25 protein-coding genes and 2 tRNA genes are annotated in these 24,174 nt (G+C 55.4%); 21 read left to right on the top strand and 6 right to left on the bottom strand.

Features of this window, described 5'->3' with window-relative positions:
- Positions 1 to 48: 48 nt before the first annotated feature.
- From ACJJH9_RS16330 to ACJJH9_RS16315, 4 genes are all read right to left on the bottom strand, one after another.
- Positions 49 to 1,116 carry a helix-turn-helix transcriptional regulator gene (locus ACJJH9_RS16330; protein ID WP_444923392.1) on the bottom strand — a complete coding sequence of 356 codons (1,068 nt, stop codon included), beginning with the start codon at positions 1,114 to 1,116 and terminating at the stop codon, positions 49 to 51.
- 3 nt (positions 1,117 to 1,119) lie between these two features.
- Positions 1,120 to 1,662 (bottom strand): lytic transglycosylase domain-containing protein, encoded by a 543-nt coding sequence (locus ACJJH9_RS16325; RefSeq protein WP_444925230.1) that lies wholly within the window; start codon positions 1,660 to 1,662, stop codon positions 1,120 to 1,122.
- A gap of 209 nt (positions 1,663 to 1,871) precedes the next feature.
- Complete coding sequence (locus ACJJH9_RS16320; protein ID WP_444923391.1) at positions 1,872 to 3,602, bottom strand: proline--tRNA ligase; 1,731 nt, start codon at positions 3,600 to 3,602, stop codon at positions 1,872 to 1,874.
- Between the two features lie 254 nt (positions 3,603 to 3,856).
- Positions 3,857 to 4,264, bottom strand: a complete 408-nt coding sequence (locus tag ACJJH9_RS16315) for an HU family DNA-binding protein (RefSeq protein ID WP_252084616.1) — start codon at positions 4,262 to 4,264, stop codon at positions 3,857 to 3,859.
- A 288-nt stretch (positions 4,265 to 4,552) separates the two neighbouring features.
- Between ACJJH9_RS16315 and ACJJH9_RS16310 the strand changes: the two genes are divergently transcribed.
- The 17 genes from ACJJH9_RS16310 to ACJJH9_RS16230 all read left to right on the top strand — a co-directional run bounded on the left by ACJJH9_RS16310 (position 4,553) and on the right by ACJJH9_RS16230 (position 16,946).
- On the top strand, positions 4,553 to 4,819 hold the full coding sequence (locus ACJJH9_RS16310; protein WP_252084617.1) for an FmdB family zinc ribbon protein: 267 nt from the start codon (positions 4,553 to 4,555) through the stop codon (positions 4,817 to 4,819).
- A 77-nt stretch (positions 4,820 to 4,896) separates the two neighbouring features.
- Positions 4,897 to 6,675 carry an aspartate--tRNA ligase gene (gene aspS / locus ACJJH9_RS16305; RefSeq protein ID WP_444923390.1) on the top strand — a complete coding sequence of 593 codons (1,779 nt, stop codon included), beginning with the start codon at positions 4,897 to 4,899 and terminating at the stop codon, positions 6,673 to 6,675.
- 105 nt (positions 6,676 to 6,780) lie between these two features.
- Positions 6,781 to 7,524, top strand: a complete 744-nt coding sequence (locus tag ACJJH9_RS16300) for a YebC/PmpR family DNA-binding transcriptional regulator (RefSeq protein WP_444923389.1) — start codon at positions 6,781 to 6,783, stop codon at positions 7,522 to 7,524.
- 166 nt (positions 7,525 to 7,690) lie between these two features.
- Positions 7,691 to 8,218 (top strand): crossover junction endodeoxyribonuclease RuvC, encoded by a 528-nt coding sequence (ruvC, locus tag ACJJH9_RS16295; RefSeq protein ID WP_444923388.1) that lies wholly within the window; start codon positions 7,691 to 7,693, stop codon positions 8,216 to 8,218.
- Between the two features lie 59 nt (positions 8,219 to 8,277).
- A complete protein-coding gene (gene ruvA, locus ACJJH9_RS16290; protein ID WP_444923387.1) occupies positions 8,278 to 8,889 on the top strand; it encodes a Holliday junction branch migration protein RuvA in 612 nt (203 codons plus the stop codon).
- Positions 8,890 to 8,913: 24 nt separating this feature from the next.
- Positions 8,914 to 9,936 carry a Holliday junction branch migration DNA helicase RuvB gene (ruvB, locus tag ACJJH9_RS16285; RefSeq protein WP_252084622.1) on the top strand — a complete coding sequence of 341 codons (1,023 nt, stop codon included), beginning with the start codon at positions 8,914 to 8,916 and terminating at the stop codon, positions 9,934 to 9,936.
- 55 nt (positions 9,937 to 9,991) lie between these two features.
- Positions 9,992 to 10,414 (top strand): tol-pal system-associated acyl-CoA thioesterase, encoded by a 423-nt coding sequence (ybgC, locus tag ACJJH9_RS16280; protein WP_444923386.1) that lies wholly within the window; start codon positions 9,992 to 9,994, stop codon positions 10,412 to 10,414.
- A complete protein-coding gene (gene tolQ / locus ACJJH9_RS16275) occupies positions 10,401 to 11,090 on the top strand; it encodes a protein TolQ (protein WP_152451559.1) in 690 nt (229 codons plus the stop codon). Before ybgC ends, tolQ begins: the two co-directional genes overlap by 14 nt.
- Before the next feature lie 20 nt (positions 11,091 to 11,110).
- The gene (gene tolR / locus ACJJH9_RS16270; protein WP_252084624.1) at positions 11,111 to 11,542 is read left to right on the top strand and encodes a protein TolR; all 432 of its coding nucleotides are present in this window, start codon (positions 11,111 to 11,113) and stop codon (positions 11,540 to 11,542) included.
- Between the two features lie 7 nt (positions 11,543 to 11,549).
- On the top strand, positions 11,550 to 12,344 hold the full coding sequence (tolA, locus tag ACJJH9_RS16265) for a cell envelope integrity protein TolA (protein ID WP_252084625.1): 795 nt from the start codon (positions 11,550 to 11,552) through the stop codon (positions 12,342 to 12,344).
- Positions 12,341 to 13,636 carry a Tol-Pal system beta propeller repeat protein TolB gene (gene tolB / locus ACJJH9_RS16260; RefSeq protein WP_252084626.1) on the top strand — a complete coding sequence of 432 codons (1,296 nt, stop codon included), beginning with the start codon at positions 12,341 to 12,343 and terminating at the stop codon, positions 13,634 to 13,636. The genes tolA and tolB overlap by 4 nt, the downstream gene beginning before the upstream one ends.
- A gap of 94 nt (positions 13,637 to 13,730) precedes the next feature.
- Positions 13,731 to 14,216, top strand: coding sequence for a peptidoglycan-associated lipoprotein Pal (pal, locus tag ACJJH9_RS16255; protein WP_252084627.1), 486 nt, complete (start codon positions 13,731 to 13,733; stop codon positions 14,214 to 14,216).
- Positions 14,217 to 14,234: 18 nt separating this feature from the next.
- Positions 14,235 to 15,059: a YbgF trimerization domain-containing protein gene (locus ACJJH9_RS16250; protein ID WP_444891296.1), complete on the top strand. Its 825-nt coding sequence runs from the start codon at positions 14,235 to 14,237 to the stop codon at positions 15,057 to 15,059.
- Positions 15,060 to 15,184: 125 nt separating this feature from the next.
- Complete coding sequence (gene queE, locus ACJJH9_RS16245) at positions 15,185 to 15,844, top strand: 7-carboxy-7-deazaguanine synthase QueE (RefSeq protein ID WP_252084629.1); 660 nt, start codon at positions 15,185 to 15,187, stop codon at positions 15,842 to 15,844.
- 38 nt (positions 15,845 to 15,882) lie between these two features.
- On the top strand, positions 15,883 to 16,560 hold the full coding sequence (queC, locus tag ACJJH9_RS16240; RefSeq protein WP_444883815.1) for a 7-cyano-7-deazaguanine synthase QueC: 678 nt from the start codon (positions 15,883 to 15,885) through the stop codon (positions 16,558 to 16,560).
- 131 nt (positions 16,561 to 16,691) lie between these two features.
- A tRNA-Lys gene (locus ACJJH9_RS16235) sits at positions 16,692 to 16,767 on the top strand.
- A 103-nt stretch (positions 16,768 to 16,870) separates the two neighbouring features.
- Positions 16,871 to 16,946, top strand: a tRNA-Lys gene (locus ACJJH9_RS16230).
- A gap of 119 nt (positions 16,947 to 17,065) precedes the next feature.
- Here the strand turns inward: ACJJH9_RS16230 and ACJJH9_RS16225 are convergent.
- Positions 17,066 to 18,166, bottom strand: coding sequence for an NAD(P)/FAD-dependent oxidoreductase (locus ACJJH9_RS16225; protein ID WP_444923385.1), 1,101 nt, complete (start codon positions 18,164 to 18,166; stop codon positions 17,066 to 17,068).
- 208 nt (positions 18,167 to 18,374) lie between these two features.
- Between ACJJH9_RS16225 and nadA the strand changes: the two genes are divergently transcribed.
- A complete protein-coding gene (gene nadA / locus ACJJH9_RS16220; RefSeq protein ID WP_252084632.1) occupies positions 18,375 to 19,427 on the top strand; it encodes a quinolinate synthase NadA in 1,053 nt (350 codons plus the stop codon).
- A 91-nt stretch (positions 19,428 to 19,518) separates the two neighbouring features.
- Here nadA and ACJJH9_RS16215 read toward each other — a convergent pair whose 3' ends face one another.
- Complete coding sequence (locus ACJJH9_RS16215; RefSeq protein WP_252084633.1) at positions 19,519 to 21,027, bottom strand: M48 family metalloprotease; 1,509 nt, start codon at positions 21,025 to 21,027, stop codon at positions 19,519 to 19,521.
- A gap of 208 nt (positions 21,028 to 21,235) precedes the next feature.
- Between ACJJH9_RS16215 and ACJJH9_RS16210 the strand changes: the two genes are divergently transcribed.
- From ACJJH9_RS16210 to ACJJH9_RS16200, 3 genes are all read left to right on the top strand, one after another.
- A complete protein-coding gene (locus ACJJH9_RS16210; protein ID WP_444888055.1) occupies positions 21,236 to 21,514 on the top strand; it encodes a sulfurtransferase TusA family protein in 279 nt (92 codons plus the stop codon).
- Between the two features lie 20 nt (positions 21,515 to 21,534).
- Positions 21,535 to 22,620 (top strand): AI-2E family transporter, encoded by a 1,086-nt coding sequence (locus tag ACJJH9_RS16205; RefSeq protein WP_252085962.1) that lies wholly within the window; start codon positions 21,535 to 21,537, stop codon positions 22,618 to 22,620.
- Positions 22,621 to 22,895: 275 nt separating this feature from the next.
- A complete protein-coding gene (locus ACJJH9_RS16200; RefSeq protein WP_444923384.1) occupies positions 22,896 to 23,999 on the top strand; it encodes a phosphoribosylaminoimidazolesuccinocarboxamide synthase in 1,104 nt (367 codons plus the stop codon).
- Positions 24,000 to 24,174: the final 175 nt, after the last annotated feature.

Below are 24,174 nucleotides of genomic sequence, written 5' to 3'. Positions count from 1 at the left end.
GCTTACGGAAAATGAAAAAATGCTGACGAATTCCGAATTGCTGCCCTCTTAGGCGGGCAGCTTGTCGCGACGGTACTCGGTTGGGGTCTGGTTGTGACGACGCTTAAAAGCGGCATTAAACGGGCTGAGAGATCGGTAGCCGATATCCAGGGCGATGGTCAGCACTGGTAGATGCGCCTGTTCCGGATCGGCCAGACGAGCGCTGGCCTCATCAATGCGAAATTGATTGAGATATTCGTTGAAGTTTCGATAGCCCAAGTGGCGGTTTATCAGTGTACGCAGCAGGTGCTCGCGGGTATCCAGTTGCTCCGCCAGTTCGCGAATGGTCAACCCGGTGTGTCGATAGCCTCCACCTTCCATATGCTTTTGCAATTTAGCCAATTGCATCTGCTGCTGCTCATCCAAGGTTGGTACAGGTGCTGGAGGTGGGGCTTCCTCTTCAGGGATATCTGTTGCTGGTTGTGGTAGAGAGTCGCCCAGGGCGCTGGGTGAGAGCGCAAGCAGCCATAAACAGGCTGCCAGGGACAGCAGGCTGGCGAGTAGGGCGTGAAGAGTTGGCACACCATTGGGGACGGGGCGGTAGGCAAACAATGATTCAGCACTGATAACGATCAGCATATAAGTGCCTACCGCAATCAACAGTATGGCGCGCAAGCGACGGCGCTCCTCGACCAAATCCGAGTGAAACTGCCCGAGTAGAGTGAGCATGCCCAGGCCAATCAGACCTAAGCGGGTAAATTGGGACAGATTAAAAAAAACCTCTTCGGCGCTATTGCCTAAAGGGATTGGCGAGTGACTAGCAGCGATACTAAAGGCAATGGAGAGGCCGATAGGCATCCAGCCCCAGCGGGGAAAGGGTTCTTCCTCGCGACAGAGCAAGTGGGTAAACAGCCAGAAGGCGGCGGGCACCAGAATCACCGGCAGGTGAATCAGCAGCCCCATGAGCCCGACAAGGGGAGGGAGTGTCGGTAACAGTAAATAACAGATAACACCGATCAAAACCAAAATCAGCCAGCGGCCCGCCGCGAGACGTCGGTGATTGACGGAAACCTTGGTTGCGGCCAGTAAGAGTAAGGCGCAGGCCCCGCCGGAAAAAAATAAATAGCCTGAGGTCACGACTTATCTCCAGCGGTTGGCCCAGGCATCCAGCACCTTACTGCTATAGGTGTGGCGGCCATAGCTGCCGTTGTAGTAGGCGAGGGCGTTGGCCAGATTGCCCTTCGCTTTTTTGATGTAGTGCTTGAGGATGGTGCAGCCGTAACGCAGGTTGGTATCCATATCAATCAGGTTGTCACCGGGACGGCCAATCTCTTTTTTCCAAAATGGCATTACCTGCATCATGCCTTGCGCGCCTACCCGGGATACTGCGTAGGGGTTAAAGGCACTCTCGATCTGGATTACCGCCAGAACAATTTCCGGGCGTAAACCCGCTCGGGTTGCCTCGCGATGCACAGCCTTAAGAACGTGTATGCGCCTTTTAGGGGCTTTGATGTAGCGTGCTAAGGGCTGGGATTTTGACATCAGCCACACCTCCGCATCGAAGCGATCGACAAAGCTGTCTGCCTGAGTAATGGCCTCGCGCAGGGCGAGCCGCAACTCGGGGTCCACTTGCTTGGTGTTAGTCTGGGATATGGCACTGCAGCAGATAAGGCAGAACCCCATCGCGGTAATAGCTTTTCTTATCATGTTGGGAATTTTACGAGATCCAGGGAGATTGGGTAGCGCCTTTTATGGACCTTTTACGCAAATCTGGACAGGGAGAGGCATTTGAATTGAATGGGGCTGTGAAATACCAACGGACATAAAGTGCTGCGTTGGCATTTCACGGAGGTATTTTGAGATAGATAAGGAATATCTATCTCATCATCAGATTAGCGCAGGCCGAATTTCTCCAGCAGTACTTCCTCCAGCTGGGATACCGCAAACTCCTGGCTTTCAGCATCGGCGCGGCCCTTGTATTCCACAATGCCTTTCTCCAGGCCGCGGTCGCCGATAACGATGCGGTGGGGGATACCAATCAATTCGACATCTGCGAGCATGCCACCCAAGCGAGCCTTGGGCTCATCCATTAGCAGTACATCGACGCCTTTGCTGCGCAGGGATTCATACAGGTGCTCACACTTTTCCCGTACCACATCGCTCTTGTGCATATTGATGGGCACAATTGCCAACTGGAACGGCGCTATGGCGTCTGGCCAGATAATGCCGGAGTCGTCGTGGTTTTGCTCAATAGCGGCGGCGACAATCCGGGATACTCCAATGCCGTAACAGCCCATGGACATGACCTGCTCCTTGCCGTTCTCATCGAGTACGGTGGCGTTCATGGCGCGGCTGTATTTGTCACCCAGCTGGAATATATGGCCGACTTCGATTCCGCGTTTGATTTCCAGGGTGCCCTGGCCGTCGGGGCTGGCGTCACCGGCAACGACATTGCGCAGGTCTTCAATGCGGCCGAGTTCCACGTCGCGGCCCCAGTTCACGCCGGTGAAGTGGTAATCGTCGCGGTTGGCGCCACAGATAAAGTCCGCCAGGTGTGCCGCAGCTCGGTCCACAATGGTTTCGAGCTTCATGCCGACGGGCCCTAAAGAGCCGATATTGCAGCCCAGTTCATCGGCAATACGTTGCTCCGGGGCGAACTGCAATGGGCTGGCAATGCCGGCCAATTTTTCTGCTTTCAGTTCGTTCAGTTCATGGTCGCCGCGCAGCACCAGCGCAACCAGGGGCGCGGTTTCACCCTCTTCGCATTCACCCAGCACGATCAGGGTTTTTACCGAATGGGTGGGGTCGCTGTTCAGGAATTCGCTGACATCGGCGATGGTTTTTTGCCCTGGCGTGTGTACTTCCTGCATTTCCTGGCTCGGTGCGGCGCGCTCGCCTGCAGGGGCCAAGGCTTCGGCCAGCTCAACATTGGCGGCGTAGCGGGATTCGGTGGAGAAAGCGATATCGTCTTCACCGCTTTGTGCCAGAACGTGGAACTCATGGGAGCTGGAGCCGCCGATAGAGCCGGTATCCGCCAGCACCGGGCGGTAGTCCAGGCCGATACGATCAAAAATGCGGCAGTAGGCGCCGTGCATAATGTCGTAAGTCTCCTGCAGGGAATCCGCATCGATGTGGAAGGAGTAGGCATCCTTCATGGTGAATTCACGCGCGCGCATCACACCAAAACGCGGGCGAATTTCATCGCGGAATTTTGTCTGTACCTGGTAGAAATTGGCCGGCAGCTGCTTGTAGCTTTTGATCTCATTGTGGATCAGGTCGGTAATGACTTCTTCGTGGGTTGGGCCCAGGCAGAAGTCATTGGAGTGGCGATCCTGGATGCGCAGTAATTCCGGGCCGTACTGCTGCCAGCGGCCGGACTCCTCCCACAGCTCCGCCGGCTGCACTACCGGCATCAATACTTCCAGGGAACCGGCACTATTCATCTCTTCACGCACAATACGCTCTACTTTGCGCAGTACGCGCAGGCCGGTGGGCAGCCAGGTGTAGAGGCCGGAGGAGAGACGGCGGATCATACCGGCGCGCAGCATCAGCTGATGGCTGATTACTACCGCGTCGTTGGGCGTTTCTTTCTGGGTGGCGATAAGGTAACGGGATGCGCGCATAGGAATAAACTGGGTTCAATTATCGGTAAGCTGGTTATTTTACGCTATTCATCAGCTAATAAATATTGCCGGATAGACTCCCGTATGGGATCGGTTATTTTTTGTGGAAGCTACACCCTGCTGAAATTGATAAGGGCGTGGTTAAAGGGGAAATTGGTGTAGCTAAGAATGGGGCTATGGCCAATCTTTAGATGATATATAGGGGCATAAAAAAACCCCGCAGTTGCGGGGTTTAGTGCCTGAGGCTGGGAGTCTTAGGACTCAGCCATTTCCTTCAGCTTCTTCAGGGGGCGAACTTTTACCTGGATGCTTGCAGGCTTGGCCTTGAAGACAGTCTCTTCACCAGTGAAGGGGTTGATACCTTTACGGGCTTTTTTGGCTGGCTTCTTCACAGTGGTGATTTTCATTAGGCCCGGCAGGGAGAATTCGCCAACAGCGCGCTTCTTGATGTGGCCTTCAATAATATCGCTCAGCTCGTCCAGAACAGACTGTACCTGCTTGCGGGACAGTTCAGTATTTTCTGCGATCTGGTTCAGCACCTGGGTTTTGGTGAACTTCTCTTTGATCGCTTTTACTTTCTTAACTGGAGCGGCAGCGGCTTTCTTGGCTGGAGCCTTTTTGGCAGCAGTGGTTTTGCTGGCAGCTTTCTTGGCGATTGCCATAGCTTACTTCCTTCTTTGTTGTTCGGTGTATATCCGGTAAAAGTGTGTTCGGTCTCCCGCTGCGCTGCATCCACAAAACGGCGTCTCAGCGGGTGATGGTGGGAAGTATATATAGTTTTTGTTTGGCCGCACGGGAAAATACTAGAAAAATAGTGCTTTTTCCTTATTTTGTACCTATTTTGAGATCCCAAACCCCTTCTACAAAGGCCAAAAGGGGGTGCCTGCTTCTTCCCTCTGGGGGGCTCATGTATACTCTGTCCCCCTTTTTCCAGCATCGGGTACCGAGTAATGCCGATCTATGAATACCAGTGCAATGCCTGCGGCCACGAGATGGAGGCCTTGCAGCGCATGAGCGACAACCCCCTCAAAGACTGTCCAGCCTGTGACAAGGCCGAGTTGCACAAGAAGATTTCAGCAGCGGGATTTCGCCTCAAGGGCGGCGGCTGGTACGAGACAGATTTTAAGACCGGCAGTAAGAAAAATTTGGCCGGTGATGCTGCCAATGGCAGTAAAGCTAAAAGTGGCCAGCCGGCAAAAACGGCGAAGACGGCTTAAACCCGCTGTGCGGAGCCGCTTGTGCGGTGTACTCTCTATTTAACCTTTTTACCTATCGATAACGGGAATTTTCATCCATGCGCAGCGACTACTGTGGCGTCCTTCGTTCCGCGGACATAGACCGTGTAGTAACCCTCTGTGGCTGGGTCGACCGCCGCCGCGATCACGGCGGTGTAATCTTTATCGACCTGCGCGACCGCGAGGGAATTGTTCAGGTGGTATTCGACCCGGATGCGGCCGAGCATTTCGAAATGGCCGATCGCGTGCGCAGCGAATATGTTCTCAAGGTCACCGGCCGTGTGCGCGCCCGCGCGCCCGAAGCCCTTAATCCGAATATGGTGACCGGTGAAGTTGAGGTTTACGGCACTGAGCTGGAAATTCTCAACACGGCAGAGACAGTGCCTTTCCAGCTGGATGAGCACACCGCTGTGGGTGAGGACGTGCGCCTCAAGTACCGCTACCTGGACCTGCGTCGCAACGAGATGCAGAACAATCTGTATTTCCGCTCCAAGCTCACCACGGCCATTCGCAATTATCTGGATGAGCACGGTTTCCTCGATATCGAAACCCCGATCCTGACCCGCGCCACCCCCGAAGGCGCGCGCGATTACCTGGTGCCGAGCCGCACCCACGATGGCAAATTCTTTGCCCTGCCGCAGTCTCCGCAGCTGTTTAAACAGTTGTTGATGGTGTCCGGCTTCGATCGTTACTACCAGATTGCCAAGTGTTTCCGTGATGAAGACCTGCGCGCCGATCGCCAGCCGGAATTCACTCAGATCGATATCGAGACTTCTTTCCTCGACGAGGAAGAGATTATGTCGATCACTGAGGGCATGGTGCGCAAGCTGTTCAAGGAATTGAAAGGCATTGAGTTGGGTGAATTCCCACGTATGTCCCATTACCAGGCGATGTTGCGCTACGGCTCTGACAAGCCGGATCTGCGCATTCCGCTGGAAATGGTAGAGATCAAAGACCTGATGACCGAAGTGGACTTCAAGGTGTTCTCTGGACCGGCCAATGATCCCAAAGGTCGCGTAGCGGCTATCAAGGTGAGTGGTGGCTGCGACAAGCTGACCCGCAAGCAGATCGATGACTACGGCAAGTTTGTGGGCATCTACGGTGCCAAGGGTCTGGCCTATGTGAAGGTGAACGACCGCTCCGACCTGGAGAATGGCCTGCAGTCGCCGATCGTGAAATTCCTGCCCATTGAGACTCGTGCTGCCATTCTGGATCGGCTTGAGGCTGAGAGCGGCGATATTATTTTCTTCGGCGCGGATACCGCCAAAGTGGTCTCCGAAGCGCTGGGTGCGCTGCGCTGCAAGTTGGGTGAAGACCTCAATCTGTACACCAGTGAGTGGGCGCCCCTGTGGGTAGTGGCCTTCCCGATGTTCGAGGAAAACGACGACGGCAGCCTTACCGCACTGCACCACCCATTCACCGCGCCTTCCTGTAGCCCTGAAGAGCTGGAGCAGAACCCGCTGGGCGCATTGTCGCGCGCCTACGATATGGTGCTGAATGGTACCGAGCTGGGTGGCGGTTCTGTGCGTATCCACGACCAGGCCATGCAGCAGGCGGTGTTCCGTATTCTCGGTATCGATGCGGAAGAGCAGCGCGAGAAATTTGGCTTCCTGCTGGATGCTCTCAAGTATGGTGCGCCGCCCCATGGAGGCCTGGCCTTTGGTTTGGACCGCTTGGTAATGTTGATGACAGGCAGCGACTCTATTCGCGATGTGATTGCCTTCCCCAAAACCCAGAGTGCCGCCTGTGTCATGACGGATGCTCCGGGCACGGTGGATGCCAAGCAGTTGCGCGAGCTGAATATTCGCCTGCGCCAGAAAGAAGAAAAAATCAGCTGATTTTCCCCCGACGGGCCGGGCGAAGCGGGCCTGTCAAATCGTGGTGATGGGCATTTCGCTTCGCTTATTGGCCCATCCCTCGCACAGATTGAAGAGAGACGGAACATGGCCGGACATAGTAAATGGGCCAATATCAAGCACCGTAAAGCGGCTCAGGATGCCAAGCGCGGCAAGATCTTTACCAAGATCATTCGTGAGCTGACCGTAGCGGCCAAGGCGGGCCCCAACCCCGACGATAACCCGACATTGCGGGCGACTATCGACAAGGCTCTGGGCGCGAATATGAAGCGCGACACCATCGATAAAGCTATTGCCCGCGGCGCCGGCAATGCGGAAGGTGATAACTATGAAGCTGTAGTTTATGAAGGTTACGGTGTCGGCGGTGTTGCAGTACTGGTGGAGTGTTTGACCGACAACCGCAACCGTACAGTGGCCGAGGTTCGCCACGCTTTCTCCAAGCGCGGCGGCAACCTGGGTACCGATGGCTCCGTAAGCTACCTGTTCACCCGCAAAGGCCAGATGTTTTACGATATTGGCGTGGATGAAGACGCGCTGATGGAAGCGGCCCTGGAAGCGGGTGCTGAGGATATCGAAACCAACGATGATGGCAGCGTTGAGGTGACCACCGAATTCCAGGATTATCTCACGGTGAAAGATGCGCTGGTAGCCGCAGGCTTCACGCCGGACAGCGCCGAAATCGCCATGATTCCGTCCACCACTATCCCATTGGATAAAGAGGGGGCAGAGAAGGTGTTGGCCCTGATCGAGATGCTGGAAGATCTCGACGATGTGCAAAGTGTTTACACCAACGCGGATATTCCCGCAGAGGTGATGGAAGAGCTGGGCTGAGTCTCAGTTCAGGCCGGGGCGGACGGTGTTTGCTCCGGTTTACCCTCATATCGCTTCAGCAGATAGCCACTTTTTCTATGCTGTCTGCGATCTCCCTTGACGCCTCGCTCCCACCTTGGGACACTCCCGCCACTATATAAACATACAGATATTTGGGGAACACCTCTTGACCCGAATCCTGGGTATTGACCCCGGCTCGCGTAAAACCGGCTATGGAATTATCGATGTAGAACGGGGTAAGGCCCGCTATGTGGCCAGTGGGGTAATTCGTATTCCCGAAGGCCCCCTATCTGAGCGCCTAAAGCTGATTTTCGATGCGGTTTCTCAGATTGCCCAGCAATACCAACCGGCGCAGATGGCAATTGAAAATGTATTTATGTCTAAGAGTGCGGGCTCAGCCCTGAAACTGGGCCAGGCGCGCGGTGCAGCCATAGTGGCCGGGGCCAATAGTGGTCTCGCCGTGGCTGAGTATGAGGCGCGCAAGGTCAAACAGGCGGTGGTGGGCAGTGGTGCAGCCGATAAGCTGCAGGTGCAGCACATGGTCAAAACCTTGCTGTCACTACCGGGGACTCCCCAGGAGGACGCCGCCGATGCACTCGCCGTGGCTCTCTGCCATATGCACACGGAGCAGACCCTGCTATTTACCGCCGGCGGAGCGCGCAGCCGCTTTCGCCGCGGTCGCCTCAGCGTTTAGAAAACTCTGCAGAACTTAGCCCTCATTGTGGGCAGCGATAGATAAACCTGGAACAACACATGATTGGAAGACTGAGTGGCACTCTGGCCGCGGTACAGCCCCCTTTGTTACTGATTGATGTGCAAGGGGTGGGCTACGAAGTACTCGCGCCTATGACCACAATTTTTGAATTGCCCGCCCTGGGACAGCCAGTTCAAGTACACACGCACTTGGCGGTTTCCGAAACGGCCCAGCAACTCTACGGCTTTATCCGCGACGCCGATCGCAAACTGTTCAGGACCCTGATCAAGGTCAGTGGTGTGGGCCCCAAGATGGCCCTGGCGATTTTATCCGGTCTCGATGGTGCGGCTTTGGCACGCTGTGTGGCTGAGGATAATGTTGCGGCACTGGTAAAGGTACCAGGCGTTGGCAAGAAGACGGCCGAGCGTCTGATTGTAGAGCTGCGCGATAAGTTGACCTCGGATTTCGGTGATTCCAACGATATTCCATTGATGGCGGCAGCCACAGCACCCAAGGTAGATCATACCGGCGAGGCGGAGAGCGCCCTGGTGGCCCTGGGTTACAAGCCCACTGAGGCCAGCAAAATGGTGGCCCGCGCGAGCAAGGAGCAGCCGGAAGCCGACAGTGCCACCCTTATCCGCCTGGCCCTAAAGGGCATGGCACCCGCCTAAACCGAGTGGCTTGGAGTTGTTGCGATGATTGAAGCCGATCGTTTAGTGGCCCCAGAACCTGCGGGGCCCTCTGGGCAGGAAGAGCAGTACGACCGCGCTGTGCGCCCCAAAGCGCTGGCCGACTATGTGGGTCAGCCAGTGGTGCGCGAGCAGATGGAGATCTTTATTCAGGCGGCCAAATTGCGCAAAGAGGCCCTGGATCACACCCTGGTATTCGGTCCTCCAGGTCTGGGTAAAACCACTCTGGCCAATATTATTGCCGCAGAAATGGGGGTGGCGATCAAGACTACCTCGGGGCCAGTGCTGGAGAAGGCCGGTGATCTGGCCGCGCTGATGACGAATTTGGAACCTGGGGACGTACTGTTTATCGACGAGATTCACAGGCTCAGCCCCCATGTAGAAGAGGTTTTGTATCCGGCCATGGAGGATTACCAGCTGGATATTATGATCGGCGAGGGGCCGGCGGCGCGTTCAATCAAGTTGGATCTGCCACCCTTTACCCTGGTGGGGGCCACTACCAGAGCGGGCCTGCTCACCTCGCCCCTGCGCGATCGATTCGGCATAGTGCAGCGGCTGGAATTCTACAACGTGCAAGACCTCACCAGTATCGTGCGTCGCTCCGCTAGGTTGATGGGGGTTGAGATGGATGAAGGCGGAGCCTTACAAGTGGCGCGTCGCGCCCGCGGTACCCCGAGGATTGCCAATCGCCTGCTGCGCCGTGTGCGCGATTACGCAGATGTTAAGGGCGATGGTGCGGTGGATGCTGATATCGCCGATGCCGCTTTGAATATGCTCAATGTGGATGCAAAAGGCTTTGACTCTCTGGATCGACGTATGCTGTTGGCGATGATCGAGAAATTTGATGGTGGTCCAGTGGGGGTGGATAGTCTCGCCGCTGCTGTGAGCGAAGAGCGGGATACTCTGGAAGATGTATTGGAGCCCTACCTGATCCAGCAGGGCTATATTGCCCGGACACCCCGTGGGCGAGTAGTTACCGGGCTCGCCTATGAACATTTTGGCCTGCCTAAGCCGGATAAGGTCAGTTGATGATTCAGCACCTGGTACTTTTGGGTTGGGTGGCTGTGGAAGTGAGGGATATTCAATGAAGGAAGAGTTCGGTATTCCTGTAAGGGTTTATATCGAAGATACCGATGCGGCCGGCATCGTGTATTACGTGAATTATTTGAAGTATATGGAGCGCGCGCGCACAGAACTGTTGCGCTCCCTCGGGTATGATAAGCCGGCGATGCCGCAGGAAGGTGTACTGTTGGTGGTACATTCCGCCGAGGTCCAGTACCGTCGTTCCGCCAGGCTCGATGATGCGTTGCGCGCCACGGCGGCGATTGGCAAACTGGGGCGTGCCGCAGTGACTTTTGAGCAAAAAATTTGGCGCGGCGATGAGCTAATTTGCGAAGGCGTGGTCAAAGTGGCCTGTGTCGCTGACGACAGCCGCAGGCCCTGTGCCCTGCCGGAACCTATTTATTCAGCATTAAAGGCAGTTATTAAAGAAGATGAACGCCGGTGAACAACTTTCTCTTTGGGGGCTAATTCAGAACGCCAGCCTGTTGGTACAGCTCGTCATGTTGCTGCTGTTACTGGCTTCTGTGGTGTCCTGGGTCATGATTATCCAGCGCGGGCTCTACTTATCCCAGGCCAAACGCGCGCTCAATAATTTTGAACGTCGTTTCTGGTCCGGCGCAGATCTGAACAAACTTTTTCGCGAGGGCAACGAGCGCGCCGAAAAAGGAAAGACCGATGGGGTCGAATCCCTGTTTCGCGCTGGCTTTACCGAGTTTACCCGCCTGCGCCAGCAGGGCAGTAGTGGCCCGGAAGCGGTTATGGAAGGTACCGAGCGCGCCATGCGCGTGGCCATGTCCCGGGAACAGGAAAAGGTAGAGATGAACCTGCCGTTTCTGGCGACTGTAGGCTCCGTTAGCCCCTATATCGGCCTGTTCGGCACCGTTTGGGGGATTATGAACTCCTTCCGCGGTCTCGCCACTATGCACCAAGCCACCATTGCCACTGTAGCCCCGGGTATCAGTGAGGCATTGGTGGCAACGGCCATGGGTTTGTTTGCGGCGATTCCCGCGGTAATGGCCTACAACCGTTACTCGGCCAAGGCGGAGTGGCTGTTGTCCAGCTACGAAACTTTCGCCGAGGAGTTTTCCTCTATCCTGCACCGCAAAGTGCACTCCGGCTGAGTAGTGAGTAGGCGAACCCTATGAGTGTGTTTCGCAAGGGAACCAAGAAAAAGCTGGTCTCCGAGATCAATGTGGTGCCCTACATCGATGTGATGCTGGTGCTGTTGATTGTCTTTATGGTCACGGCACCATTGTTGATGCAAGGGGTCAAAGTGGACCTGCCAAATGCGCCCTCGGCGCCGATGGAGGACACCGATGAGGAGCCTTTGATTATTTCGGTGCGTGCCGATGGCACCTATTACCTAAATCTGGGTACCGATGAGCAGGAGGCCAAGTCTCTCCCTGAGATCAAGGAGACGGTGGCCAAGGTGTTGCGGCAAAAGCCGAAAACTCCGGTGCTGGTATGGGGCGATAGCGAGGCCCGCTACGGTTTAATCGTCAATGCCATGACCGAGCTGCAGCAGGCGGGTGCACCCAGTGTCGGCTTGGTGACAGAGCCACCGCAGGGGTAGGGTGCCGGTGAATAAAGGCTTTTATGTATTGGCGATAATAATTAGCCTCCTGTTACACGGGGCGCTAATCACTGCCATTACCTATGGTTGGGAAGCCAGCAGTATGCCCGAGCGCAAACCGATGCCGAAGTTTGTGCAGGCCAAGCTGGTAACCATTGAGGCGGCGACGCCAAAGAAGAAACTGCCCAAAAAAGTAGACAAAATTCAGCAGCGCGCCCAGCGCGAGGCTGAGCAAAAACGCAAGGCCGAAGTGGAGCGCAAGCGCCGCGCGGCCCTAGAGCAAAAGAAAAAGCAGGAAGCGGAGAAAAAGCGCAAGGCCAAAGTCGAAGCCGATCGCAAGGCTAAGCAGGAGAAGGCCCAGCGCGAGAAAGAGCGCAAAGAAAAAGAGCGTAAGGAAAAAGAACTCAAGGAGCAGCTGGCCAAAGAGCGAGAGAGCTCTTTCAATGAAGCGCTGGAAGATGAGCAGGAGCTGCTTGATGCCAATGATGGGCAGCAGGCGGTGATGTCTGTAGCCCAAGCGATTCAGCAGCAAATTGAAGCCGTGTGGAGTCGCCCACCGAGTGCCCGTAACGGCATGTTGACCAAGGTAAAAATAAATTTTGTCCCCACCGGCCGGGTGGTGGCAACTAATATCGTCGAGGGCAGTGGTAATGCGGCCCTGGATCGATCGGTACTCACCGCCATCCGCCGGGTGGAAGTCTTTCCTGAAGTGGCCAAGTTGGCCCAGGAGGAGCCGGTGATATTTGAGCGGGAAGTCCGCACCACAATTTTGAACTTTAAAGTCGAAGATCTGCGCCAATGATCAAGAGTTTACTGAAGACAGTCGTCATTATTGCAATCGCCTCGGTGAGCCTGGGGGCTCGCGCCCAGCTGGTGGTGGATATCACCAGTGGTATCGATGACCCCACCCCGATCGCGGTATCCCCATTCAGCTGGTCAGGCGGTGGTGTCCTCAAAGAGGATGTCTCTGGAATTATTTCCGCCGACCTGCGCCGCAGCGGCCTTTTTTCTCCGGTACCCAAGGAGGACATGCTGTCCTTCCCTAAAACTCCGGAAGATGTGGTGTTCCGCGATTGGCGTATCCTCGGCACCGAGTACATTGTTACCGGCCGTATCGAGCCCCAGGCCTCGGGCTACCTGCTGACTTTTGACCTGGTTAATGTTTTCGGCCAGCACAAGATGTTCACCAAACAGGTACGCGGCGGCCAAACCCAGTTGCGCGATATTGCCCACCGCGCCGCCGATGAAATCTTTGAGGCCATCACTGGTATTCGCGGCGCCTTCTCCACAGAGATGGTGTATGTGCAGGAAGAGAAGCGCGGCGGCAAGCCCAGCTATGTGCTGATGCGCTCGGATATCGACGGTGCCCGTGCCAAGCAGGTTCGCCGCTTTAGTGCGCCAGTGATGTCGCCCATGTGGTCGCCCAACGGCCAGGAGCTGGCCTATGTTTCTTTCGAGACCGGCCGCCCGGCGATTTTCCGCGAAAACTTGCGCACAGGCGAACGCAAACAACTAACCAACTTCAAGGGCATCAATAGCTCGCCAACCTGGTCTCCTGATGGAACCAAGTTGGCTATGGTGCTCTCCAAGGACGGCAACCCGGAGATCTATGTACTGGATTTGGCGAGTGGTAAGTTCACTCGCATGACCAGACACTTCTCCATCGATACCGAGCCGAACTGGATGCCGGATGGTAAATCGCTGGTTTTCACCTCAGATAGGGGAGGGAAGCCACAAATTTACCAATTGACTCTTGCCACTGGTCAAGTCGACCGCTTAACCTTCGATGGCGACTACAATGCGCGGCCGCGTGTTTCTCCTGATGGGAAAACGTTGGTCATGGTACATCGCAACCGGGGAACCTTTACCATCGCCACGATGGATATTAACTCGGGCAGGATGCGTGTCCTCACGGAGACCACCCTGGATGAGTCCCCCAGCATTGCACCCAATGGGGCCATGCTGATGTACGCAACCAAGCGCGGAGACAAGGGCATTCTGGCTGCGGTATCGCTGGATGCCGGGGTGAAGTACAACTTACCCTCACAGAGAGGCGATGTCCGTGAACCGGCATGGTCGCCATACTTTGATTGAGGCGGGGGCCCAGCGCTCTGAAGCGTAGGGTATTTATAAGACCAATTTTAAAAATCTTTCAGGATTTTCGATAACACTAAAAGCGGAGTAGCTTATGTTGAAATCAGTAAAAACGGGCCTGGGGTTGGCCTGTGTTCTGGCAGTAATGGCCGGTTGTAGCAATACCAGCAGCGACAACACCAGCGGTGAAGAGTACACTCAGCCTGAGGTTGATACTCAAGTTGAAACTAACGTTGTAGATGAAGCTGAAACCATGGCTCCGTTGGAAAATGTGGTTTACTTTGACTTCGACCAGTCCCTGCTGAAGCCGGAAACCCGTGAACTGCTGATCCGTCACGCCGACCGCATGCGCAGTAATGCTACTGCTGTTCGCCTCGAAGGCCACGCTGACGAACTGGGCACCCGCGAGTACAACCTGGCTCTGGGTGAGCGCCGCGCCAATGCTGTACGCGACTTTTTGGTACTGCAGGGCGTAGACGCAGCTAACCTGGAAGTAATCAGCTACGGTGAAGAGCGCCCGGCTCAAATGGGCTCTAACGAAGCTGCCCGTGCGATGAACCGTCGCGTTGTTATTAACTAATCGTCAAAATGGATGCCAATGGCTTTTACGATTAGAAAACTGGCGATCGCCGCTGCCATAATGGCTGCGGCATCGCCCGTATTCTCCCAAGCCCCGATTGTCGACCTGACTGCCAGCAGCCAGGAGCCGTCGCCCGTCTCAAGTGACGCTACTAACGAGGACATCTACCTCGCCCGCGCCACAACCCCCAGTCCCAAAGCTAAGACCAACCCCCAGGCTGAAGCCTACTACCAGATGCAGGTATTGCAGCAGGAAGTGCGCGAATTGCGCGGTACGGTTGAGGAGCTGCGCCACGAGATTAAGCGTCTCAAACAACAGCGCACCGAGGACTATATGGATCTGGACCGGCGTATAGCGCGCTTGAGTGGTACAGAGCCCTCAGCTCAGCCGCCGGTGGATACTAAAGGCAGTGGTGGCGCCTCTGTTGGAGGGGGTTCCTCAATGCCGCCTAAGCCCCAGGGGCCGAAAGACGGCAAGAGTGAACGCGACCGCTATCAGGCCAGCTTTGGTCTGGCTCGCAATGGTGACTACGGTGGCGCCAGCGCTGAATTCAAGAGTCTGCTACAAGACTTTCCCAACGGTCAGTATGCCCCCAATGCCAATTATTGGCTGGGTGAGATAGCGCTGGTACAGGGAAATTTGGAAGAGGCCCGCGGATGGTTTGTGGCCCTGCTGGACGGCTACCCGAACTCTAATAAAGTCTGGGACGGTCGTTACAAGCTGGGAACGGTTTACCACCAGCTGGGAGATCAGCAGAAAGCGCGCAACCTGCTGGAGCAGGTGGCGGCGAGTGATGCCCGTGCATCAAATCTGGCTAAGAAATATCTGCAGGAGAACTTCTAGCCCGGTGCGGCAGTAATAACTGCTGTTGTTGCCTAATTCGCATCGCTGGTTTTTTGAGCAGAAAAAGCCTATGATCCCGCGCCCGGATGGCATGTGCCATTCGGGCGTTTTTGTGTCGGGTGTGTATGACCAATCTGTCTAAAGAATCACTCAGAATTAGTGAGATTTTCTACTCCCTTCAGGGGGAAGCGCGGGAAAGTGGCCTGCCTACGGTTTTTGTTCGACTGACCGGTTGTCCGCTGCGCTGTACCTATTGTGACTCGGAATACGCTTTTTATGGCGGCGAGCGCATGACCCTGGAGCAAATATTGCAGCAGGTGCAAAGCCACCCCGCACGCCATGTTTGTGTAACTGGGGGCGAGCCCCTGGCCCAGCCCAATTGCCTGCCCTTGCTTGAAGCCCTTTGCGACGCCGGCTACTCGGTATCATTGGAGACCAGTGGCGCCATGCCGGTGGATCAGGTGGACCCGCGGGTATCCCGGGTTGTGGATCTGAAAACCCCAGCTTCCGGAGAGCAGCACCGCAACCGCATGGAAAATATGCAGGTGCTCACCCGCGATGATCAGATCAAATTTGTGATCTGTGACCGGGGCGATTACGAGTGGGCCAGGTTCACCCTGGATCAGTACAACTTGCCAGAGCGTGTAGGGGAGGTACTTTTCTCGCCCAGCTATGAGCAGTTGCCGGCGCGGCAGCTGGCGGAGTGGGTGCTGGCCGATGGGTTGCCGGTGCGCATGCAGATGCAGCTGCACAAATTGCTGTGGGGAGATATCCCGGGTGTCTGATTGGCCCGGTGATTGTGGATTGAAAAATTGAGGAAGAGATGACTGCAAAGAAAGCGGTAATTTTGCTGTCCGGTGGCCTCGACTCGGCCACAGTGCTCGCCATGGCGCGTGCAGAAGGTTATGAATGTTATGCCTTGGGTTTTGATTACGGCCAGCGGCACGAAGCTGAATTGTTAGCGGCAAAGCGCGTAGCCGCTGATCTCGGAGCGGCAGAGCACAAAGTGGTGAAGCTCGATCTGCGTTCAATTGGCGGCTCGGCCCTAACCGATGACAGTATTGAGGTTCCCGAAGAGGAAACCAGTGGCATCCCGGTTACCTATGTACCGGCTCGCAATACGGTATTCCTCTCTATTGCCCTTGGCTGGGCCGAGGTGCTTGGAGCTCAGGATATTTTTGTCGGCGTCAATGCGGTGGATTACTCGGGCTATCCGGATTGCCGGCCGGAGTATATCGAGGCCTATGAAAAGATGGCCAACCTCGCTACCCGCGCTGGGGTAGAGGGAAACAAGCTCTCTGTGAGAGCGCCGCTGATGCAGATGAGTAAGGCGGATATTGTACTCGAGGGAACCCGTCTTGGGGTTGATTACAGTTTGACGGTATCCTGTTACCAGGCGCGCCCAGATGGTGCGGCCTGTGGTCGCTGCGATAGCTGTCGGCTGCGTGCTGCGGGATTTACGGAAGCGGGCCTGGCGGACCCTACGGTGTATGCCAGCTGATTGTCAGTTGGTGTCATTTTTATGGGAAATACCTAACCCCTTAAATTTGTTAGATTTTTTTTCGGGTTAGGTATTGTCTTTTCAGAATAGATCCGTAAGATACGCAGCTCCTCACATCGAGGCACGGAAAAGGGTCGTTAGCTCAGTTGGTAGAGCAGTTGGCTTTTAACCAATTGGTCGCTGGTTCGAATCCAGCACGACCCACCATTTCCGCCGGGGATATTCACAGTAACCCCACAGCTTTTACAGATCTGCGAGAGAAGTAAAAGCATCCTGAGTTGGGACATACCAAGTTCGCCCAACTTCCTAAGGGTCGTTAGCTCAGTTGGTAGAGCAGTTGGCTTTTAACCAATTGGTCGCTGGTTCGAATCCAGCACGACCCACCATTTCTTTACTGCTTCCTTTTTATTTTTACTTCTCTGTGAACACTGGTTTGCTAGCGCCTGAAAATTCTCTACTTGGCTGAGCCTTTAAGGTATTTATTGGTCTTCACGGAGTGCAGTTTTTAGCGACAAATACAGTCTGCTGCCATCTCCCCTAAATATAAGCAACTGGTAAGGCCGGGTGACTCAATGCCGAAAAAGGCTACTAGTTGTGGTTCTTGACTTTCGCCCCAGTGGAATACTTTGAAGTCCTCGGTTGGGCCGCCTTTTGCCGTGAGCTTTGGGCGAATGCCAGCGTAATCTGGCTTTAGGCTTTCTGCGGGGAGCTCGGGCCAATAAAGGCGAACACTTTTATAAAACCTTTCCCCTCGTTTTTTATCCACGGTGTAATCAATTTTTTCTACCCACTCAACGTCGGGTCCAAAGCGGGCATAGCCCTCCAAATCCAGTGTGAGATGAGTGCCTAGCCCACCGGGTTCTGGTAGGGGGTAGATCAGGTGGGAGAAAGGGGGCTTGTGGTCGAGAGAAAAGTAATTCCCTTTTGCCAGAAATTGGCTTGGGACTAATTGCCGAATACTTTTGTCGTTGATTTTGCAGAGCAATTGGTGGCTGTGTAGCCCTGCGGCTACGATTAAATTCTTGGTACCGAGCTGGTAGCCATCTCTCATTGTGAGTTGGTAGAGGTTACTTTCACGCGATATTTTTTTCACTGCTGTGCCCAGTGCCACCTGGCCGCCACGCACTTCCAGGGCGCCCTGCAGTGCCAATAGTAGGGCGTGGCTATCGAAGATGCCTGTGGTAGGTGAATAAATTGCACTGTGACACTGCAGTTGGGGTTCCATTGCCTTGGCTTCTCTTCCGTTCAGCAGCTGTAAATGGCCGGCGCCATTCTTATCTCCTTGGGCTTTCAAGGCTTTGAGTTGGGGGAGTTGGGCTTCGTTGGTAGCCAGGATTAATTTGCCGATGGCTTTGTGTGGGACCGCATACTCGCGGCAAAAACGATACAGCTTGGCTTTGCCCGCGACACAGGCATTAGCCTTTAAGCTGCTGCTTGGGTAGTAAATGCCGGCGTGGATCACCTCGCTGCTGCGGGCGCTAATCTCTGTGCCAATATTAGTGTGTTGTTCCAGAACCAGTACATCCTGCCCTTTAATGGCCAGGGCATAGGCGCTGGCGAGACCAATGGCTCCAGCACCAATCACAATGTTTTCAACCTGCTCCATTTTAGGGGTTCCCCATTAATAGGAAGGCTTTTTTGCCTGGATGTGGGCGCGCAAAACTGCTTCTCTGTTCTCTTGGGCTCTGCAGCCTGGGCATGGGGCGTAACTTATCTTGCGGTGCTGTCGAATTACCAGTTGTTGATACTTTAGGTGCGCTGATATGGCGTCGCAATGCGTTATACTGCGCGTTTTTCGCTGGTGGTAGTTAGCCATGACCCAAAAGTCCGTTGTTGCAGAAACGGTAGATTCCCTCTCTCTGGTGCAGGCGCACTTGGCGGAGCCGGTTGTGTCTCAGTACAGTGAGGAGGAGTTGCAAGCCTGGCGTGAGCGTATCAAGCGTCTGCTTAAAGAGCAGAATGCCGTGTTAGTGGCTCACTATTACACAGACCCATTAATCCAGGCGTTGGCCGAAGAGACTGGTGGCTGTGTATCCGACTCTCTGGAGATGGCCCGCTTTGGTGCCAAGCATAGCGCCGATACCCTGGTGGTGGCCGGGGTGAAGTTTATGGGCGAGACCGCCAAGATCCTGACGCCGAATAAGCGTGTGTTAATGCCCACCCTGGAGGCTACCTGCTCCCTGGATTTGGGCTGCCCCCCGGATGAGTTTTCCGAGTTCTGTGATCAGCATTCGGATCGCACGGTCGTTGTCTATGCCAATACCTCTGCGGCGGTGAAGGCGAGAGCGGACTGGGTGGTTACCTCCAGTATCGCCTTGGATGTAGTGGACCATTTGGATGCCAACGGTGAAAAAATCCTGTGGGCCCCGGATAAGCATCTCGGTGGCTATGTGCAGCGTGAAACCGGTGCGGATGTTCTGCTTTGGGATGGCTCCTGTATTGTGCACGAGGAGTTCAAGGCGAAAGGTGTGGAGGACCTGAAGGCGCTCTACCCGGATGCCGTAGTGTTAGTGCACCCGGAATCCCCTGCCTCGGTGGTTGCACTGGCGGATGTGGTGGGTTCCACCTCGCAGATAATCAATGCAGCCAAGACCCGCCCAGAGAAGCGCTTTATCGTGGCGACCGACCAGGGCATCTTCTACAAGATGCAGCAGGAGTGCCCGGATAAAGAATTAATGGTTGCCCCCACTGCTGGAGCTGGCGCCACCTGCCGCAGCTGTGCGAACTGTCCTTGGATGGCGATGAACTCCCTGGAGAATTTGTGTGGGGTGTTGGAGCGCGGTGATAACGAGATCTTTGTAGATGCGGAGCTGGGCCGTAAGGCGATGATCCCGCTGCAGAGAATGCTGGATTTCCGCAAGGGTTAAAGGCGCCTAGCGGGCTCCAGTGCAAATAAAAAAGAGCGGCTAGAGGCCGCTCTTTTTGTTTGTGCTTTGTTTGTGTTGTTAATGAGTGGGGTCAAAGCTCCTTGGCTTTTTCCTGCATCTTGATGACGTCTTTAAGGCGCTGTTTCAGGATGGCATTGGTTTGATAGTCGTCTTTGGTCATGCGAATGCCGTGGCGCAGGTGCTGCAGGGCCTTATCGAAAACACCGATCAAAATATAGTATTCGGCTCGTGCCTCGTGCACCCCGACGATATCCCCGGCCAAGCCATGGGTCTCGGCCAATAGGTACCATACGGCGGGGTCTTTCTTGCGCACCCTGCTGTATTTGGCCAGCATGCGCTCTGCCGCCAGATAGTTGCCCGCTTTAAAATGAGCGTTGGCGAGCCCCATCACCAGGGCGTGGTCGCCGGGGTTGCGGTCCAGTGCCTGCTGTAAGCGCTGGGTGGCGCCTGAATAGTCTTGGCGCACTAGGTCAATATCTGCGCGCGCCAGGACAAAAGCGGCTTTTGAGGGCTCCTTATCGAGGAGCGGCTGCAGGGTGTCCAGAGCGGAATCCGGCCTTCCTGCGGCGATTTGTGCCAATGCCAGGCCGTAGCGGGCGGCATCTTCGTTGTCATGGATACCATTAAGTTCGGCTTGGAAGCGTTTAACGGCCTGCTGTGGCGTGGCTTCAGTGGCCAGGCGAATTCGCGCGCGCATCATATGGTAATCGCGGCTATCGCTGGGTTCGACATCCTCCATACGCTGGGAGCGCAGCTTGGCATCGGCGATACGCTTCTCTGTTACCGGGTGGGTCAGCAGGAACTCTGGAGGGCGGCGGTAATAGCGGGTGGCTTTGAGCATCTGCTCGAACATCTCGCCGGCGGCATCTGGATCGCGGCCGGATCTTGCCAAGGTTTCGATACCGACCCGATCGGCCTCCTGTTCATTCTTGCGGCTAAAGCGCAGCTGGCTGTCGAGCGCTGCAGCCTGAGTTGCAGTTATGGCGGCGAGCCCCGCTTCGCCACCGGCGGTGGCGGCGAGTACCAGAGCGCCGAGCATGCCGGCCAGGGTGGGTAGGGTGTTGTTGCGCTGGGCTTCCAGGGAGCGGGCGTAGTGGCGCTGGCTGAGGTGGCCCAGTTCGTGGGCGACCACCGAAGCAAATTGATCTTCGTTTTTCGCAAATAGGAAGAGGCCAGTGTGAATACCCATAATGCCACCGGGTACCGCAAATGCGTTCATGGTTTCATTGTTTACCACGACCACATCAATATTCTTGTCCTCCAGGGGGCTGTATTCTGCCAGGCCCTTAACGGTTTTTTCGACGTACTGCTGCAGCAGTGCATCGGAGGAAGTCTTAACCTGGCTACGAAATATACGTAGCCACATTTGGCCCAGTTCTTTCTCGCGCTGGGGGGATACCAGGCCGCTGGTGCTGTCTCCAAGTTCCGGCAGGCGGATTCCCTCAGAGTCAGCGGTGGCTGCAATGGGAGTGCTGCCGAGCAACAGGCCTAAGCCGAGTGCCTTTAGGGTATTGCGCAATCGCAGTGAGAGAGGCGCTTTGTTTGATCGACGAGGCAGGCTTTTTTGGGGATCAGTCATTTTGATTACTGCTCGGTCTGTCCATGAAGGATCTATAGTCCAACTCTATACGCAACCCCGTTGAACTGTCGAGGGTTAGACAGGGTGGGGCGGTAAAGGTTCTGGCCGGCGCCAGTGGGAAGGTTAAAAAGGGTTAAGCATTGTCGGTAACTGGCGCAGATTACGCGTTATAATCCGCGGCTCTGTAAAGCTTGTGACCAGATAGCCAATGGCCGTGCCCCCTTCCGATACCGTTGATAAAAACTCCGTGCCGGACTGGCATGCGGCGGTAACGGTGGACGCCCGCCAGTTGCCCTGCCCCCAGCCTCTGCTGGCTATGCGCAGGGCCCTGCGCCAATACGAGGCGGGGACCTTACTGTGTGTGATGGCCACCGATGAGGGTTCCTGGCGCGATTTTCACAGCTTTGCCGCACTGAGTGGCAGGCCCCTGCTGCGCGCCGAGAGGCGTGATAATACCTTTCTATATTGGCTGTACGCTGGCAAATGAAGAATCAATCCCGAGAGTCTATGTTGTCGATTGTTAAAGGCTGGGTGAACCGCTACTTCAGTCAGGAAGAAGTGGTGTTGCTCGTGCTGCTGCTCACCGTAGCGCTGGTGGTACTGGCCACGCTCGGAGGTGTGCTGGCGCCTGTGCTTACGGCCCTGGTAATCGCCTTCCTGATGCAGGGCATGGTGCAAAAGTTGAAGTCCTGGCGGGTGCCCCATTGGCTCGCGGTAACACTTTCCTGCCTGGTGTTGGTGGGCACTATCGTGGGCCTGCTATTTGTGGTGCTGCCGATTATTTGGCGCCAGCTGGTGCGCCTCGGTGCGGAGTTGCCGAATATGGTGCAGCGCGGCCAGGAGCTGTTGTTGCTACTGCCGGAGCGCTACCCGCGCCTGATTTCTGCGGCGCAGATCGACGAGGTTTTTAATACCCTCGGCAAAGAGCTGGGTGGCATGGGGCAGACCCTGCTGGCCTTTTCTCTCACCAACCTGCCCATTTTTGCCGGCTTGCTGATTTATGTGGTGGTGGTGCCGATCCTGGTGTTTTTCTTCCTGAAGGACTCCGACCAGCTGATCCGCTGGTGTACCTCTTTCCTGCCAAAGCAGCGCCCCATGCTGCACCAGATCTGGCACGAGATGAACGACCAGGTGGCCAATTATGTGCGCGGCAAAGTGGTTGAGATCGGTATAGTGGCAGCGGTGAGCTACGCCGCCTTCCTGTTGCTGGGGGTCAATTACGCCCTGCTGCTGGCGGTGGCGGTGGGCCTGAGTGTATTGATTCCCTATATCGGCGCGGCGGTGGTGACCATCCCGGTGGCGGCCATTGGCCTGTTCCAGTGGGGTTGGAGCAATGAGTTTTTCTACCTGATTATGACCTACGGCATTATCCAGCTGCTCGATGGCAATGTATTGGTGCCATTGTTGTTTTCCGAGGCCGTCAATCTGCACCCGGTGGCAATTATCCTGGCGGTACTGTTTTTCGGCGGTATCTGGGGCTTCTGGGGCGTCTTCTTCGCTATTCCGCTGGCGACCCTGCTTAAGGCCATTATGAGTGCCTGGCCCACCAGCGAGCACCAGGCCGAGTGGGAGGCCAAGCGTATATCGGAGTAATGCCGGCGAGCCCGCAGGGAGCCTCTGAGCCATTGTTATTCCGCAACCTGGCCCGCCCTATAGAGCTTTAAGAGCGGGTCACACTCTGCGTTGCGACTTATTGAAACGTCTAGGCACTCCTGCGCAGCCGAGCCCTGCCTGTAACCGGCCTGAGAGCCAGAGGCATCACGAAATTGTTCGGGGGCTCCCGCCAACTTCTTTTCTTTGTATCGACGCGGGCCATTGCTAGAATGCCGCGCTTTCTTTTATTTGCTCCTTCGAATAGGTGAGAGCCCATGAGCCTGGCTGACAAAGTTCTAGCGGTCAATAATGACCTGCCGATCCGTACCGATAAGCCTGTCCACAGCGGCAAGGTCCGTTCTGTTTACTGGCTGAGCGAAGAAGATAGCCGCCGCCTGATTGAGGAAAAAGGCTACCCGGTTTCCCCGGACACCCCTCTCGCGGTAATGGTGATTTCCGACCGCATCTCCGCATTCGACTGCATCTGGACCGGCGAGGGCGGCATGCGCGGCGTGCCCGGCAAGGGCGCGGCATTGAACGCGATTTCCAACCACTGGTTCAAGCGGTTTAAAGAGCAGGGTCTGGCCGATAGCCATATTCTGGATATCCCGCATCCGCTGGTGTGGATCGTACAGAAGGCGCGCCCGGTGATGATCGAAGCGATCGCCCGCCAGTACATCACCGGCTCCATGTGGCGCTCTTACCAAAAGGGCGAGCGCGAGTTCTGCGGCATTGAAATTCCCGATGGCCTGCAGAAAGACCAGAAGCTGCCAGAATTGCTGATTACCCCCTCCAGCAAAGGTATTCTCAAGGGGATCCCCGGCGTGCCGGAAGTGGATGACGTCAATGTCACCCGCAAGAATATCGAAGACAATTTTGCGGCCTTCGGCTTCCGCAGCGCGGGCGATATCGACCTGTACGAGAAGTTGTTAAAAGAAGGTTTCGATTTGATCTCCGCCGAGCTGGAAAAGCTCGACCAGGTCTTTGTCGATACCAAGTTTGAATTCGGCTATGTCACCGATGCTAATGGTGTAGAAAAGCTGATCTATATGGACGAAGTGGGTACCCCGGACTCCTCCCGTATCTGGGACGGCGAACAGTATCGCGCGGGCAAGGTTGTGGAAAAATCCAAAGAGGGTTTCCGCCAGGCCCTGCTCAATCACTTCCCCGATGCCGATATCCTGTTAAACAAAGACCGCATGGCTGAGCGCCTGGCTCTGGCTCGCGACAATGAGCTGCCAGAATCTATGCTGATGGATCTCTCTAATACTTATATTGGTATTGCTGAGAAGATTATTGGTACGAAATTGGAGATATCAGATAACCCCAAAGCGGAATTGCTTGAAGTATTGCGTAAGGATTATGGTCTAGTCGACTGATATCAGATTGATTGACAAAAAAACCGGCGCTTGCGCCGGTTTTTTTGTGTCTGGAAATTTTATTCCTTATTGGTTCGATGGTCTTGGTGCAGATTTTCTCTTAAGAAAGTGCATTAATATTGATTCAGTATTGATTGATTTTTGGAGGTTCTGCAGTTTAATTTGTACGTCTGTT

The sequence above is a fragment of the Microbulbifer mixtoriginis (SeqCode) genome (assembly GCF_052466715.1).
The sequence above is the reverse complement of the archived record's forward strand: the minus strand, read 5'-3'. Positions and strand labels throughout refer to the sequence as shown.

Coding starts and splice junctions, on each gene's coding strand:
- ACJJH9_RS16325 (WP_444925230.1), bottom strand. CDS start 1,662: ATGGGGTTCTGCCTTATCTGCTGCAGTGCCATATCCCAGACTAACACC.
- ACJJH9_RS16320 (WP_444923391.1), bottom strand. CDS start 3,602: ATGCGCGCATCCCGTTACCTTATCGCCACCCAGAAAGAAACGCCCAAC.
- ACJJH9_RS16315 (WP_252084616.1), bottom strand. CDS start 4,264: ATGGCAATCGCCAAGAAAGCTGCCAGCAAAACCACTGCTGCCAAAAAG.
- ACJJH9_RS16310 (WP_252084617.1), top strand. CDS start 4,553: ATGCCGATCTATGAATACCAGTGCAATGCCTGCGGCCACGAGATGGAG.
- aspS (WP_444923390.1), top strand. CDS start 4,897: ATGCGCAGCGACTACTGTGGCGTCCTTCGTTCCGCGGACATAGACCGT.
- ACJJH9_RS16300 (WP_444923389.1), top strand. CDS start 6,781: ATGGCCGGACATAGTAAATGGGCCAATATCAAGCACCGTAAAGCGGCT.
- ruvA (WP_444923387.1), top strand. CDS start 8,278: ATGATTGGAAGACTGAGTGGCACTCTGGCCGCGGTACAGCCCCCTTTG.
- ruvB (WP_252084622.1), top strand. CDS start 8,914: ATGATTGAAGCCGATCGTTTAGTGGCCCCAGAACCTGCGGGGCCCTCT.
- ybgC (WP_444923386.1), top strand. CDS start 9,992: ATGAAGGAAGAGTTCGGTATTCCTGTAAGGGTTTATATCGAAGATACC.
- tolQ (WP_152451559.1), top strand. CDS start 10,401: ATGAACGCCGGTGAACAACTTTCTCTTTGGGGGCTAATTCAGAACGCC.
- tolR (WP_252084624.1), top strand. CDS start 11,111: ATGAGTGTGTTTCGCAAGGGAACCAAGAAAAAGCTGGTCTCCGAGATC.
- tolB (WP_252084626.1), top strand. CDS start 12,341: ATGATCAAGAGTTTACTGAAGACAGTCGTCATTATTGCAATCGCCTCG.
- pal (WP_252084627.1), top strand. CDS start 13,731: ATGTTGAAATCAGTAAAAACGGGCCTGGGGTTGGCCTGTGTTCTGGCA.
- ACJJH9_RS16250 (WP_444891296.1), top strand. CDS start 14,235: ATGGCTTTTACGATTAGAAAACTGGCGATCGCCGCTGCCATAATGGCT.
- queE (WP_252084629.1), top strand. CDS start 15,185: ATGACCAATCTGTCTAAAGAATCACTCAGAATTAGTGAGATTTTCTAC.
- queC (WP_444883815.1), top strand. CDS start 15,883: ATGACTGCAAAGAAAGCGGTAATTTTGCTGTCCGGTGGCCTCGACTCG.
- ACJJH9_RS16225 (WP_444923385.1), bottom strand. CDS start 18,166: ATGGAGCAGGTTGAAAACATTGTGATTGGTGCTGGAGCCATTGGTCTC.
- nadA (WP_252084632.1), top strand. CDS start 18,375: ATGACCCAAAAGTCCGTTGTTGCAGAAACGGTAGATTCCCTCTCTCTG.
- ACJJH9_RS16215 (WP_252084633.1), bottom strand. CDS start 21,027: ATGACTGATCCCCAAAAAAGCCTGCCTCGTCGATCAAACAAAGCGCCT.
- ACJJH9_RS16210 (WP_444888055.1), top strand. CDS start 21,236: ATGGCCGTGCCCCCTTCCGATACCGTTGATAAAAACTCCGTGCCGGAC.
- ACJJH9_RS16205 (WP_252085962.1), top strand. CDS start 21,535: ATGTTGTCGATTGTTAAAGGCTGGGTGAACCGCTACTTCAGTCAGGAA.
- ACJJH9_RS16200 (WP_444923384.1), top strand. CDS start 22,896: ATGAGCCTGGCTGACAAAGTTCTAGCGGTCAATAATGACCTGCCGATC.